Consider the following 12,754-nt stretch of genomic DNA (forward strand, 5'->3'; position numbering starts at 1 on the left):
GCCTTGGCGAAAAAATCAGAAGCGCCAGTCGAGCCCGATCCGCAGCGTGCGCGGGCGCAGCGGGGTGATCTGCGCATCGCCGGTGAGCGCGGGTGCGCCGAAGGCGAAGCGATTGCCGACCTCGTCGGAAAGGTTGGTCAGCGACAGCGACCAGGCGCGCGGCCCCTCGGTCAGCCGGGCGAGGAAGCCGCTGTCGACATAATCGCCCTGCCGTTCGCCCAGCCGCGGACCGATCCCCAGGCGCGAATGGCCGACATAGCGACCGTAGAGGCTGGCCTCGAGCGTGCGCCCGCCGCCGAGGTCGTGGCGCCAGTCGAGCGCGGCCCGCCCCGCGACCCGGGCGATGTTGGGAATGCGCATCACGCTGCCGGTGCCGAGCGCCGCCGTCGCCGCGAACAGCCGCTCGAACTCGGGACTGGGCTGGGTGATGCGACCGTCGTTCCAGGCCAGCCCGCCCTCGAGCCGCAGCCCCGGCGCGACGAGCATCCCGCCGTTCAGCGTCGCCGACCAGATCCGGCCGTTGCCGATATTGGCGGTGACGGGCAGGCCGAGGCCGTCGAGATAATCGGCCTGGATGTGCCGCCATCGGCTGCGGCTAAGGCTTGCGGCGAGGTCGAAGCGGTCGATCAGCGGCTTGCCGATGCGGAACCCGGCCTCGCCGGTCGCAAGCAAATCGTGACGGTAGAGCTGGACCATATCGTTGGCGATCGACAGCCCGCCCGGGCGGAAGCCCTGTTGATAGCGGGCGTAGAGGGTCAGCCCCGCGACCGGCCGGGCGAGGAGCGAGGCCGAGGGGAGCAGGCGGCGCTCCTTGCGGTCGGGGTCGCTCGCCGCCAGCCGGTCGAAGGCGAGGAGGCTGAGGTGCTGGCCCTCGCCGCTGAGGTCGGTCCGGGTCCAGCGCGCGCCGGCGGTGAGGTCGAGCCAGGGCAAAAGCTCGGCCCCGAGTTCGCCGTAGAGGGTGACCTCGCTGATGCGGTTGGTGACCCCGCCGAGCGGTGTGGTGGCGCCGCGCTCGGACCGTGAGCGGCGGACCTCGTAGCGATAGTCGAGCAGGCTGAGGCCGGCGAGCCAGCTGAAGCCGTGCCGCATCGGCCGCCACAGCCGCGTCTCGCTGCTGACCCCGCGCCCGCGGCTGTGCTGGTCGAGCGCCCGGGTCGTGGCGGAATCGCTGAGGTCGAAGCGCTCGTCGACCGACTGGCGCAGGAGCCCCGTGGTCGAACGGAAGCGGACCACGCCGCCGTCCTTGCGGACGACCAGGCTGGCCATGCCGAAGTCGGACGCGAAGGGCAGGGCGAGCGGGCTCGACCGGTCGAGGTCGCCGCCGCCGCGATCGCTATACTGGCTGTCGTCGCCGCGGATCCGCTGGCCGGCGAGGAGGAGATCGGCGGACCAGCCGGGGCGAAGCTCGGTGGTGGCGACGAGCCGGCCCCCGCTGGTCGCGACATGATTGACGTCGCGCTCGCCCGTGACCGGATTGTCGATGTAGCCGCCCTCGTCGGCGCGGTAGCCGGTGAGGCGGAGCGCGGCGCTTCCGCCGAGCGGCGCGTTGAGGGTGGCGGTGAGGTCGCCGCCGGGCTTGCCATGCTGGGTCGCCGACAGGCCCACGCCCGCTTCCCCGCTCCACTTACCCGCCCTGGGCATGTTGGGGCGAAGCAGCAGGATGCCGCCAAGCGCGCCCGCGCCATAAAGCGTGCCCTGCGGCCCTTCGAGGATCTCGACCGCTTCCATGTCGACCAGGCGAAGGTCGGGGTCGGGACCGGCATAGCCGGTGCGCAGGTCGCCGAGATACTGGCCGACCGGCGACTGGGTCGGGCCGCTGAAGCTCGAATCGGCAATGCCCCGGATGAAGAGCTTGTTGCGGCCGGCCCCGAGGTGGGTCGAGGAGAAGCCGACGCTGCGGGTCTCGATCGCCTCGGTCCCGCGGACGCCGGTCAAAGCGAGGTCGTTGCCGTCGATCCTCGACCATTGGCCGGCGAATCGGCGGGACAGGGTGTCGCGCTTGCTGGCGGTGACCACGATGTCCTGCGGCGGTTCTCCGGGCGCGGGAGCCGGGACAACGACGGGGCGCGGGGCCGGGCGGGCGAGGGGCCGCTGCGCCACCCGGACGGGCGAAGCCGGCCTCGGCGACAGGATGAAGGCGCGGGGGCCGACCCGGCGGACGGTGAGGCCGGCGGCTTTGGCGAGGCGCTGCAGGGCGCGGTCGACGGGCATTGCGCCCCGCAGCGCGCCGACCTGGCGCTCACCGGTCCCCTGGCCCTGAAGCGAGATGCTGGCGCCCGTCTGCCGGCCCAGCGCGAAGGCGGCATTCGCGACCGAGCCGCGGGGCAGATCGATGATCGGTGTCGCCGCCCACGCGCTCGCCGGAGTCGCCACCGCGACGGCAAGGGCAAGCGGCCATGGCAATCGTCGAATAGGGTCAGTCCTCCCCGAGAACCCAGCCTCCCCCGGCCGGGCGCACTGGCACGCCGAGCAAGGCCGAGAGCGCGCCGGGATCGCGGCGGGCGTCGGCAAGGTTGAGCGTGCCGGTGAATCGCCGCGCCCCGCTAGCACGCTTCGCCGAAAAGGCCAGTCCGGTCGACCGGCGGAGCTGGGCGGCGACCTCGCCGAGGGATGCGTCGAGGAAGACCAGCTGGCCGCGGGTCCAGGCGCCCGCCGCCCCCTGCGGCGCGGCGGTCGGGCGGAGGCGCGCGGCCCCGTCCAGCGTCTCGAGCTGCTGGCCAGCATCGATCCGGACCCTCGCGCCGTCGGGATCGGCGAGCACCGCGCCCTCGGCGACGATGACCTGGCTCGCGCGCCCGTCGCGGCTGACCTCGAAGCTGGTGCCGATGTCGACCAGCTTGAGGTCGCCGACCTCGACCGCGACCCGGTCCTTGCCGGCGAGGTCGAACAGCGCCTGTCCGCGCTCGACCCGCACCTTGTCGCGGTTCCAGCCGGCGAGGCGGATCGAGGTGTCTCCGTTGAGGACCAGCCGGTTGCCGTCGGCGAGCGCGATCGTCCGCTGTTCACCGGGCCGGGTGGCGATCGTCTCGCTGCGAAGCGCGGGGACCGCGACGAGGGCGGCCAGCGCCGCCGCCACCGCGCCGCCGACCAGCCAGCCGCGGCGGGTGCGGCCTTTGTCCGGCTCAGGCCCCAGGTCCTGCACCACCGACTGCTCCTCGGCGACGACCGGAAGAAGGTCAGCCTCGGCCGCGGCGATGCGGTGCCAGGCGTCGGCATGCGCAGGATCGCGCTCGAGCCAGGCGGTGAAGCCCGCCCAGTCGTCGAACTCGGGATCATTGCTGCGCACGAACCACCGCAGGGCTTCGTCGTCAGGTGCGCCGGGCTGGTTCATCGCGTCCCCATATTCGCCAGACGGACTCATCGCGGCTTTTCCTCATCCATCTCGTGGCGCAGGGCGTCGAGCCAGCGATAGGCGGCGCGCAAGTCGCTTTCGACCGTGCTCTGGCTGACCCCATATTCCCGCGCGATCTCGCGCTGGCTGACCCCGTCGAGCCGGTGGCGAAGCAGGATCGCGCGGGCGCGCTGAGGCAGCTCTGCCAGCCGGGCGCGAACCAGCTCGGCCCGCTGCCGGCCCTCGAGCACGCGGTCGGCCGGGGGCGCGGGATCGATGCTGGCAGCGCCGCGATCGCTGGCGTCCGACCAGTGGTGATCGCGCTCCTGCGCCTGCACCCGCGAGCGGCGATGGTCGATCATCAGGTTGGTCGCGGCGCGGTAGAGGTAGCCGAGCGGCGCGGCGACGGGCCTGGTCGGGGCGGTCAGGATCCGCAGGCGAAGTTCCTGCATGAGGTCGTCCGCCGCCTCCCCCGCACCATGCGCGAGCAGGTAGCGGCGAAGCTCGAAGGCATGGCGTTCGAGCAGGCCGAGCAGCCCGTCAGTGGCTTGTCCGTCAGCCATGCCCGCGCCGATTGCGCTTCATCGCGCAAAGGTCAACGGCGTCGGGGTGGAAGGGTGGTGCCGGTTGCAGGATTCGAACCCGCGACCTTCGGTTTACAAAACCGCTGCTCTACCAACTGAGCTAAACCGGCAAACCCTTGAAAAGAAAAAACAAATTGTATTCCGTTTCGGACACGTTCCGAACTAATTGTGCCCCCTATTTGTGCCACCCCAGCCCGCGTGGGAGGCGGAACAGGCGCTATAAGTCGCCCTTCGCAACAATCAAGCGAATGAAAAACCGCCTTTTTGCGGGCTTTTCGCATGTGGGCACGATCCGTTTCGGGAACAGAACGACGACATACATAGGTTTGCAGAACCACGCTCCGCGGGGGCATCTTGTCTTTTCGTTCACTTGGCTATTGGGTGCAGGCCCGACCTTCCGAGCGGACTGAAATGACTGCGTATCAAGAACTCTTCGCTTTGGCCGATCACTTGGATGCGGTCCGCGCTTCCACCGTCTTTGCTGCCGCAGAAGCTAGCCTCGCAAGGCTTGAGGAAGCCGCCGTTGAGGCTGGTCGAGCGTCCTCGGGTTCATGGTTGGGTTACCACGCGAACGTCTATTACGCCGATCTAAAGCAACCCCCGGCCGGGGCTCACTTCAGTCAGGAGTGGGGTCTCGAAAGGCTCAGCTACTCAAGCATGGGCAGCAAGGGTAATTGGCAAGAATTCGATCCGCAGGAAATCATGGCTCGTATCCGGCGGGAAGCAGGCGATCCTGACCTTTCCGAGGTCCGTGCTGCGGCACGCGCTGCGGCCGCGGATTTTGAGGCTGCGAAAGCTGACATCCGCTCGATACTGATGACTGAACTCAAATCAGCACCAGACCCTTTTTTAGCGCAGCTCAATGATGATTTGGAGAAGTTGGAGGCACTAGATGCGACTGCGATCGTCAAGATCTGGTCGCCTAAGGGACAGGTGATGACGCGGGATAGGACCGCCGTTGGTCAGGGCAACAAGGTTCCCCCACATACTGTATTGAAGGCTGAGGTCGCAGAGATACGTCAGGCGTTCAATGTCTGCGCTGAGGCGAGCAAGCTTGCTAGACGCGCTGCTTCGCACTTGGAGCGACAAGAGAAGCGAGTTCGGAGAGAAGCTCGTATCGGTACCAATGTGTTTATAGGACACGGTCGATCACCGCTCTGGCGCGAGTTGAAAGACTTTGTTCAAGATCGGCTGAAACTACCATGGGACGAGTTTAACCGAGTGCCTGTGGCAGGCGTCACAAATCAGGCCCGTCTGGCCGAGATGCTCGACGCGGCAGCCGTCGCTCTCGTCATTATGACTGCGGAAGACGAAACTGCTGACGGGCAAACGCAAGCCCGCATGAATGTCATTCACGAAGTAGGTCTATTTCAAGGTAGGCTTGGCTTTACAAAAGCGATAGTACTATTCGAAGATGGGTGTCAGGAATTTTCTAACATACAAGGCCTGGGGCAAATACGGTTCCCGACCGGAAACATCGCTGCTTGCTTCGAGCAGGTGAGAGCAGTGTTGGAACGTGAAGGATTGCTCTCTTCAACTTGAGTATCGGTGGAGGTGCGTGTGCCGATTACCGTTGGGGACATAGTCGAGGCACTCTCGGCACTGGGAGGTGAGGCTCATCTTGCGCAGATCACAGAAGCGGTGCGGAAGATCGCCACACCTCCACTGCCACCCTCTACTGAGAACGTCATTCGTGGTCGCTTGCAGGAACACTCCTCCGATGCCCAATCATTCAAGGGCAAGCGAGACCTCTTCCGTAGCGTGCACGGCGTCGCGGCTCGGCGCGGTATCTGGGCTCTCAGAGAAGACGAACTGCAGCCCAAAAACCTAGACGCAATGTATGATGATGCCGAGCCGTCAGCCTTCGAGGGCGCTCTGAAACTACGGCAGCACCTTCGCCGGGAGAGGTCGAAGAAACTGGTCAGCGACTTTAAGGCGCAGCTTGAGGATTTCCGGTGCAGCGTCTGCAAATTCGATTTCGAGGCCAAATATGGAAAGATTGGAGCGGGATTCATCGAAGCTCATCACATCATACCAGTGGCCATGATCGAGCCAGGGGTTGCAACCAAGCTCTCTGACCTTGTTGCGGTTTGCTCGAATTGTCATCGGATGCTGCATCGTGATGGACTGATCACGTGGGTTGAGCTGCAAAGCTTGCTGCAAACTTCAACTTCTGACCCCTAGTTTGCCTGGATCGAATTGTGCCCCTTTTTGTGCACGTTTCGGCTTCGCAATACGTGTGTGCTCGCGCTGTTTTCGCCGTTCGACGAACCGAGCAAGTCGCTGGAGCGCTTAAAGAAATGATCCTTTTAGCCGTTTTCCTAGGGCAGTGCTTGGATCACGGGCTCTATTTTACAAAACCGCTGCTCTACCAACTGAGCTAAACCGGCCCGGGCGCGCTCCTAGGCCTAGACGATGCCGAAGGTCCAGCCCTCGGTGCGGGCAAGGGCGGGGGTAAGACCGATGGGCGCGAAGGCGCGGGGATCGGCCGCATGGGCACGCATGCCGGCGGCGGTGACGAGCGCGTCGGTCTGGTGGTCGTCGGGCTCGAAGCGCAGGCGGGCGGGGGGACTCCGCAAGCCGGCGAGTGCGGCATTGAGGTCGGCGCGGCTGCGCAGCTTGGTCCCGGACAGTCCTGCGTTGCGCAGGTAGATGCGGGTATAGATCTCGACCACCGCGCTTCGCCCGGGCTCGAGCGGGTCGATCGGCCATATCGGGACCTGTCCGCTGATCCGGTGGAGGAGCCGCATGCCGGCGAAGCTCGCCTTGGCGACCTGCGCGGCGCCGATCGCGTCATAGGCGCTGGCCGTCTTGCGGCCGCCGGCCTCGTTGAGGCGATGGTCGCATTGGCGAAAGCGGACGAAGTCGGCCTTCTTCCCGTCGGCGATGCCGAAGTAGAAATGGGGGCGGTGGACAGCCTCGAGGAAGCTGGCCGCGCCGAGGTCCTCGTCGGGGGCTTTCTCGTCGACATAGGCCCAGAAGTCGCGCGCGCTGTCGGGCACGCCCGTCTCGCCCGGGAGGTAGGCGCCGCGCTCGGCGTGAGGGGGCGCGAAGCTGAAGTCGAAGCCGAACAGGGTCGGCTCGCGGCCCGCCTCGCGGACCAGCCAGTCGGCGACCTCTGTCCGGCTCCAGACATGGCCGGGGCGGACGAGGCGCGGTGCCCCCTCCGCCCCGCAGGCCGCGATCGCGATCCCCTTGTGGCGGCGGCCCTTGGCGCCCGACCAGTCGATCGCGACGAAGCGGGTAAAGCTCACACCAGGGTCGGACCGTCGTTGGTCGGCTTCTCCTTGGTGCCCTCGAGGCGCGCCGGGCGCGGCGGAGCGACGGGCTTGGCCGGGCCGGTGATGCGGTCGGCATAGTGGTTGAGGATCCGGCCCGCCGCTTCGCGCCCGCCGAGCCCGAAGGCGAGCGCGGTGGCGACCGCGCCGGCCCCGAGGATCAGCCCGAACGCCATGTAGACGATGACGTCGGCGAGACCCATGAAGGTGAGGCCGATGGCGGTGAACAGGGCGATGATCGCATAGCGGATGATGGTCGGCGCGAAGCCGCCCTCGCCGGTCGAGGAGCCGACCAGGTTGGCGAGGATCCGGGCGAGGAAGATGCCCGCGACGATGATCAGGGTCCCGAAGATGACCTTGGAGCCAAGTTCGGTCACCTGGACGAGGAAGATCGCGACCGTGTCGCCGCCGAGCTGGTGCGCGGCTTCGATCCCGGCGCCGAGCATGATCGCGACGAAGGCGATGTTGGCGACCACCCGGCTGGGCGGGGTGCGCGCGGGCATGACGCCGGTGGAGCGGAGCGCGTCGTCGAAGCCCATCGGCGGGAGCACCGCCTCGATGATGGTCTTGAGGAACTTGGCCGCGACAAAGGCGATGCCGAGCCACAGCGCCGCGGTCAGCAGGCGGGGGATGGCGGCGCTGATCTCGTCGAGCATGAGGATCGCCGGGCCGCTGATCGCCTCGATCCCGAGGACCTGGAGCGCGGCGATGGCGACCGGAATGATGATCAGCGCGAAGACGAGGATGCCGGCGGCGCGGGCGAGCGTTGCGCGGGTCGCACCCGGGGCGGCACCGGCCGGCACGGCCTCGGGATCGGCGCGCACCGTCGGCGGGTGATCGCCAAGCCCGGCACGGGCCATGAAGCCGTCGACATTGGCGGCGGTGAGCAGGGTCTCGACCAGGCGGCGGACGATCCGCGCGACGATCAGCCCGACGAAGAAGATAAGCCCGGCGCCGATCAGCCGCGGCAGGAAGGCGAAGATTTCCTCGGTCAGCGTGTTGATGGGGGCGAGGATCTGGCCGATCTTCAGGAAATTGAGGGCGGCCATGATGCCGACCAGCCAGACGATCAGCTTGGCGACGGTCCCGATCTGCTGGCCGACGGTCTCGTGGCTGTTGCCGGGCGTGTGCTTCTGCAGCGCGGGGGTCTTGGAGATGGCCTTGGCCAGCGCCCATTTGACCGCGCGGGCGATGATCCAGGTCGCGACCAGGATCAGCAGCGCGATCAGGATTCGCGGTCCCCACTCGACGGCTTGCGCCCGCCAGGCCTCGGTGGTCGACGGTCCGTACATCAGCTTCCCTCCTGCAACTGCTGGCGACGCTCGTTCCACCACGCGAGCCGTTCGGCAAGCCGCTTTTCGAAGCCGCGGTCGGTGGGACGATAAAAGGTCTGCGGATTCATCTCCTCGGGCCAATAGTCCTGGCCCGAGAAACTGTCGGCCTGGTCATGGTCATAGGCATAGCCCGCGCCATAGCCGAGGTTCTTCATCAGCCGGGTCGGCGCGCCGAGGATGTGCTTGGGCGGCGACAGCGAGCCATGCTCCTTGGCGCTTCGCCAGGCGTCCTTCTGCGCGGTGTAGACCGCGTTCGATTTTGGCGCGGTGGCGAGGTAGAGGCAGGCCTGGACGATCGCCAGCTCGCCTTCGGGACTGCCAAGGAAGTCGTAGGTGTCCTTGGCCGCCATGCACTGGACCAGCGCCTGCGGGTCGGCGAGGCCGATGTCCTCGACCGCGGCGCGGGTCAGGCGGCGGAGCAGGTACAGGGGCTCCTCGCCCGCGGTCAGCATCCGCGCGAGATAGTAGAGCGCCGCGTCCGGGTCCGAACCGCGGATCGATTTGTGAAGCGCCGAGATGAGCCCGTAATGGCCCTCGCGGTCCTTGTCGTAGACCGGCAGGCGGCGCTGGATGAGGTCGCGCAAGGCGGCGGTGTCGAGCGCGGAATTGAGCCCGGCCGCGAACAGCATCTCGGCCTGGTTGAGGAGGAAGCGGCCGTCGCCATCGGCGCTGGCGATGAGCGCGGCGCGGGCGTCAGCATCGAGGGGCAGGGCGCGGCCCTCGACGGCCTCGGCGCGCTCCAGAAGGGCTTCGAGCGCGGCCTCGTCGAGCCGATGGAGCACCAGCACCTGGCAGCGCGACAGGAGCGCGGCGTTGAGCTCGAAGCTGGGATTTTCGGTGGTCGCCCCGACGAGCGTCACCGCGCCCGCCTCGACGAAGGGCAGGAAGCCGTCCTGCTGGCTGCGGTTGAAGCGGTGGATCTCGTCCACGAAGAGCAGGGTGCGCTGGCCGGTTCGTGCCTGCAGCTCGGCCTCGGCGAAGGCCTTCTTCAAGTCCGCGACGCCGCTGAAGACGGCCGAGATGGCGGTGAAGCGATAGCCGACCGCATCGGCGAGGAGGCGGGCGATGCTGGTCTTGCCGGTGCCCGGCGGGCCCCAGAGGATGAGGCTCGACAGGCGGCCGGCGGCGACCATCCGCCCGATCGCGCCGTCGGGGCCGGTAAGGTGCTCCTGCCCGATCACCTCGCCGAGGCTGGCGGGGCGAAGCCGCTCGGCCAGCGGCACATTCGCGGCCGGCGCGGGCGCGGAGTCGTCGTCGAACAGGTCAGCCACGCGGGCCTCGTAGAAAATGCAGGGCCGCGACGCCATGCCTCTTGTCGAAAGATGCAATAAGATATATCTCAGAAGCATCATAGGAGATATTCGAATGCATCGACGTCATCAATCAGGCTGCGGCGGGCGCCGTGGCGGGGGATTGCCCTTCGCGATCATGGCGCTTGCCGCCGGGCGCGACCCCTGGGGTCCGGGCTCGGACTGGTTCGCCGAGCATGGCACGCGCGATCCCTTTCCCGGGTTTCGCGGCGGCGGCCGGGGCGGTCCCCGCGGACGGCGGATGTTCGGCTCGGGAGACTTGAAGCTTCTGCTGCTGCGGCTGATCGCCGACGAGCCGCGGCACGGCTACGACCTCATTCGCACCATCGAGGAAAAGTCCGGCGGCGCCTATTCGCCGAGTCCGGGCGTGGTCTATCCGACCCTGAGCTTCCTCGCCGACGAGGGGCTGATCGAGGAGCAGGCGGCCGAGGGGTCGCGCAAGCGCTTCGCCGCGACCGAGGCGGGTCGGGCCCACCTCGAGGAGATGAAGACCGAGGTGGCAGCGGTGCTGGCGCGGCTCGACGCCGTCCGGCCCGAACCGCGCTCGGGCGACCGCCAGCTCCAGCGGGCGCTCGACAACCTGCGCGCCGCGATGCGCAACCGGGTCGCCGAGACCGACTGGGACGCGGCGTCGGTGACCGCGATCATCGACATCCTCGACGAGGCGTCCAAGCGGATCGAGCGCGGCGAGTGAGTTGAATCGTCGTTCCCGCGAACGCGGGAACCCCGGGCGCAAGGGTGATCTAGCTGAGGTCCCCGCCTTCGCGGGGACGACGGCTTATTTCTTGAGCCGGGTCAGGCGCTCGCGCCGCTCGATCGCCCGCGCATAGGTCTTGAGGACCGCGCCGTTGATGACGTCCCAGTCCTGGGTCTTGGCATAGGCGAGCCCGGCCTCGCCGTGGCGCCGGCGAAGCGCGGGATCGGCGGCATAAGCGGCGATGGCGTCGGCCAGCGCGTTGAGGTCGCCGGGCTCGCTCAGCGTGCCGGTCTCGCCGTCGCGCACGAGGTTGGTGGCGCCGGTCGCCGCCGCCGCGACCACCGGCAGCGCGCAGGCCATCGCCTCGAGCGTGACGTTGCCGAAGGTCTCGGTGATCGAGGGATTGAAGAAGAGGTCGGCGCTGGCGAGCGCACGGGCGAGGTCCGTCCCTTCCTGGTGGCCGACGAAGATGCCGTCGGGCATCGCCTTCTCGAACCACGGCCGCGCCGGGCCCTCGCCGATCACCAGCACCTTGTGGGGCACGCCGCGGGCGACCAGCGCGTCGTGGACGGCGGCGAAGACGTCGAGCCCCTTTTCCATCACGATCCGGCCGAGGAAGGCGACCACCATGTCGTTGTCGGCGATCCCGTGGCTACGCCGCCATTCCATGCTGCGCCGCTCGGGATTGAACTGCTCGCGGTCGACCCCGCGCGACCAGATGGCGATATTGCGGTTCATCCGCTGCGCCCGAAGCACCGAGGCGGTCGATTCGGCCGGGACCAGCAGTGCGTCGCAGCGCAGGTAGAGGCGGCGCAGGATCCCGCGCACCAGCGGCTCGAACGCCTCGAGGTGGTAATAAGCGAGATAGGTCTCGAAGCGGGTGTGGACCGAGGCCACCGCCGGAATGTTGCGCTTGCGCGCCCAGGTCACCGCGCGGTGCGAGCTGATGTCGGGGCTGGCGATATGGACGATGTTGGGATCGAATTCCTCGAGATCGCGGCGGACGCTGGCGGGAAGGCCCAGCGGAAAGCGATATTCGTCGCGCCCGGGGACGTGGACCGAGGGCAAAGAGACGAGGTCGCCGGTGGCGGGAAAGGCGGGCTCGTCGACGGTCGGCGAATAGATGCGGACCTTCGCGCCCGACTTCAGCAGAAAGCCGACCAGCCGGTTCAGCGCCTGGTTGGCGCCGTCCCGCACGTAATTGTAGTTGCCCGAGATGAGGGCAATGCGGAGTTCCTCCGGAGCCATGGCGCGGCCTTTAGCGTTGCCGTGGCGGTTTCGTCCAATCGCGCCGACTGCTGCGCGCGAGGAGCAGGGTGAAAAGGCCGAGGATGGCGAAGCGGAACGGACGGGGCATGGCGGACGCCCCTAGCATGACCACGGCGGTGAGGCACGGGCTTGCGCCGGCGGCGCGGGCCGACGCCCGGTTGCTCATCCTCGGCAGCCTGCCGGGCGAAGCGTCGCTCGCGGCCCAGCGTTATTATGCCTACCCCCGGAACCAGTTCTGGCGGCTGGTCGGGCGGGTGCTGGGCGAGCCGCTGGCCGAGCTGGACTATGGCGAGCGGCTGTCGCGTCTCCAGAAGCGGCGGGTGGCCTTGTGGGACGTGATCCATGCCGCCCGGCGTCAGGGCAGCCTCGACCAGCGATTGCGCGAGGTGGAGACGCGCGACCTCGCGGCATTCGTCGCCGGCCTGCCCGATCTCCGCGCCGTCGCCTTCAACGGGGCAACCGCGGCGACGATGGGACGAAAGGCGCTCGGCGACACGGCGCTCGCGCTGATCGACCTGCCGTCCTCGAGCCCGGCCAATACCGCGGCATTCGACCAGAAGGCGCAATGCTGGGACCGGCTTCGCGCTGTTCTCGATTGACGGCGACGAGGGGGGCATCTTTAAGCAGCGCATGAGCGAGGAACAGACCGAAGAGGAAGTCCGCAGCGACCTGTCGATGGTCGACGAGGCGCTGGTCGCGGGGACCATCGCCAACACCAACGGCCTCTTGGTGATCCTCGCCAAGCTGGTCGCGCGCGGGGTGTTCGACGAAAGCGACCTCAAGGCCTTCAGCGACAGCTATTCCAAGCCGCTCGACCACGAGGGGATGCGCGAGAACGAACTGGTCAGCCAGATGCAGGACCAGATGGAAAGCACGCTCGCCGAGCTGATGCGCTTCATCGCCGAGCGGGGCTAGGCCGCAGGGTCAGGTGACCTTGGCGGCCGCCCGCCC

Annotated in this window: 12 protein-coding genes and 1 tRNA gene; 5 read left to right on the top strand and 8 right to left on the bottom strand. The window is 67.8% G+C overall.

Features of this window, described 5'->3' with window-relative positions; all coding sequences use genetic code 11:
* Positions 1 to 15 precede the first annotated feature (15 nt).
* From BS69_RS0101770 to BS69_RS0101785, 4 genes are all read right to left on the bottom strand, one after another.
* Positions 16 to 2,373 carry a TonB-dependent receptor gene (locus BS69_RS0101770; RefSeq protein ID WP_051676445.1) on the bottom strand — a complete coding sequence of 786 codons (2,358 nt, stop codon included), beginning with the start codon at positions 2,371 to 2,373 and terminating at the stop codon, positions 16 to 18.
* 43 nt (positions 2,374 to 2,416) lie between these two features.
* Entirely contained in the window at positions 2,417 to 3,361 is a 945-nt protein-coding gene (locus BS69_RS0101775; protein WP_084184210.1) for a FecR family protein, read from the bottom strand.
* Positions 3,358 to 3,894: an RNA polymerase sigma factor gene (locus tag BS69_RS0101780; protein WP_029940276.1), complete on the bottom strand. Its 537-nt coding sequence runs from the start codon at positions 3,892 to 3,894 to the stop codon at positions 3,358 to 3,360. The genes BS69_RS0101775 and BS69_RS0101780 overlap by 4 nt, the downstream gene beginning before the upstream one ends.
* Before the next feature lie 55 nt (positions 3,895 to 3,949).
* A tRNA-Thr gene (locus BS69_RS0101785) sits at positions 3,950 to 4,025 on the bottom strand.
* Between the two features lie 301 nt (positions 4,026 to 4,326).
* On the opposite strand from BS69_RS0101785, the gene BS69_RS13870 reads away from it, so the two are divergent.
* Both BS69_RS13870 and BS69_RS0101790 read left to right on the top strand, forming a co-directional pair.
* Entirely contained in the window at positions 4,327 to 5,457 is a 1,131-nt protein-coding gene (locus tag BS69_RS13870) for a TIR domain-containing protein (RefSeq protein WP_084184211.1), read from the top strand.
* A gap of 18 nt (positions 5,458 to 5,475) precedes the next feature.
* Entirely contained in the window at positions 5,476 to 6,099 is a 624-nt protein-coding gene (locus BS69_RS0101790; RefSeq protein WP_156956806.1) for an HNH endonuclease, read from the top strand.
* Between the two features lie 224 nt (positions 6,100 to 6,323).
* On the opposite strand, the gene BS69_RS0101795 is transcribed toward BS69_RS0101790, so the two are convergent.
* From BS69_RS0101795 to BS69_RS0101805, 3 genes are read right to left on the bottom strand one after another with little or no spacing between them, the layout of a single operon-like run.
* On the bottom strand, positions 6,324 to 7,169 hold the full coding sequence (locus tag BS69_RS0101795) for a hypothetical protein (protein WP_029940278.1): 846 nt from the start codon (positions 7,167 to 7,169) through the stop codon (positions 6,324 to 6,326).
* On the bottom strand, positions 7,166 to 8,485 hold the full coding sequence (locus BS69_RS0101800) for a mechanosensitive ion channel (RefSeq protein WP_051676449.1): 1,320 nt from the start codon (positions 8,483 to 8,485) through the stop codon (positions 7,166 to 7,168). The genes BS69_RS0101795 and BS69_RS0101800 overlap by 4 nt, the downstream gene beginning before the upstream one ends.
* Positions 8,485 to 9,798, bottom strand: a complete 1,314-nt coding sequence (locus tag BS69_RS0101805) for a replication-associated recombination protein A (protein WP_029940280.1) — start codon at positions 9,796 to 9,798, stop codon at positions 8,485 to 8,487. The genes BS69_RS0101800 and BS69_RS0101805 overlap by 1 nt, the downstream gene beginning before the upstream one ends.
* A gap of 94 nt (positions 9,799 to 9,892) precedes the next feature.
* Here BS69_RS0101805 and BS69_RS0101810 point away from each other — a divergent pair, with 94 nt between their 5' ends.
* A complete protein-coding gene (locus BS69_RS0101810; protein WP_029940281.1) occupies positions 9,893 to 10,531 on the top strand; it encodes a PadR family transcriptional regulator in 639 nt (212 codons plus the stop codon).
* A gap of 84 nt (positions 10,532 to 10,615) precedes the next feature.
* Here the strand turns inward: BS69_RS0101810 and BS69_RS0101815 are convergent, their stop codons facing one another.
* On the bottom strand, positions 10,616 to 11,782 hold the full coding sequence (locus tag BS69_RS0101815) for a glycosyltransferase family 4 protein (protein ID WP_029940282.1): 1,167 nt from the start codon (positions 11,780 to 11,782) through the stop codon (positions 10,616 to 10,618).
* Between the two features lie 125 nt (positions 11,783 to 11,907).
* Between BS69_RS0101815 and BS69_RS0101820 the strand changes: the two genes are divergently transcribed.
* Positions 11,908 to 12,402 (top strand): DNA-deoxyinosine glycosylase, encoded by a 495-nt coding sequence (locus BS69_RS0101820; protein ID WP_051676450.1) that lies wholly within the window; start codon positions 11,908 to 11,910, stop codon positions 12,400 to 12,402.
* A gap of 31 nt (positions 12,403 to 12,433) precedes the next feature.
* Positions 12,434 to 12,718 (top strand): hypothetical protein, encoded by a 285-nt coding sequence (locus BS69_RS0101825; RefSeq protein WP_029940284.1) that lies wholly within the window; start codon positions 12,434 to 12,436, stop codon positions 12,716 to 12,718.
* Positions 12,719 to 12,754 lie beyond the last annotated feature (36 nt).

This window comes from Sphingomonas astaxanthinifaciens DSM 22298 (assembly GCF_000711715.1).
GTDB classification, from domain to species: Bacteria; Pseudomonadota; Alphaproteobacteria; order Sphingomonadales; family Sphingomonadaceae; genus Sphingomicrobium; species Sphingomicrobium astaxanthinifaciens_A.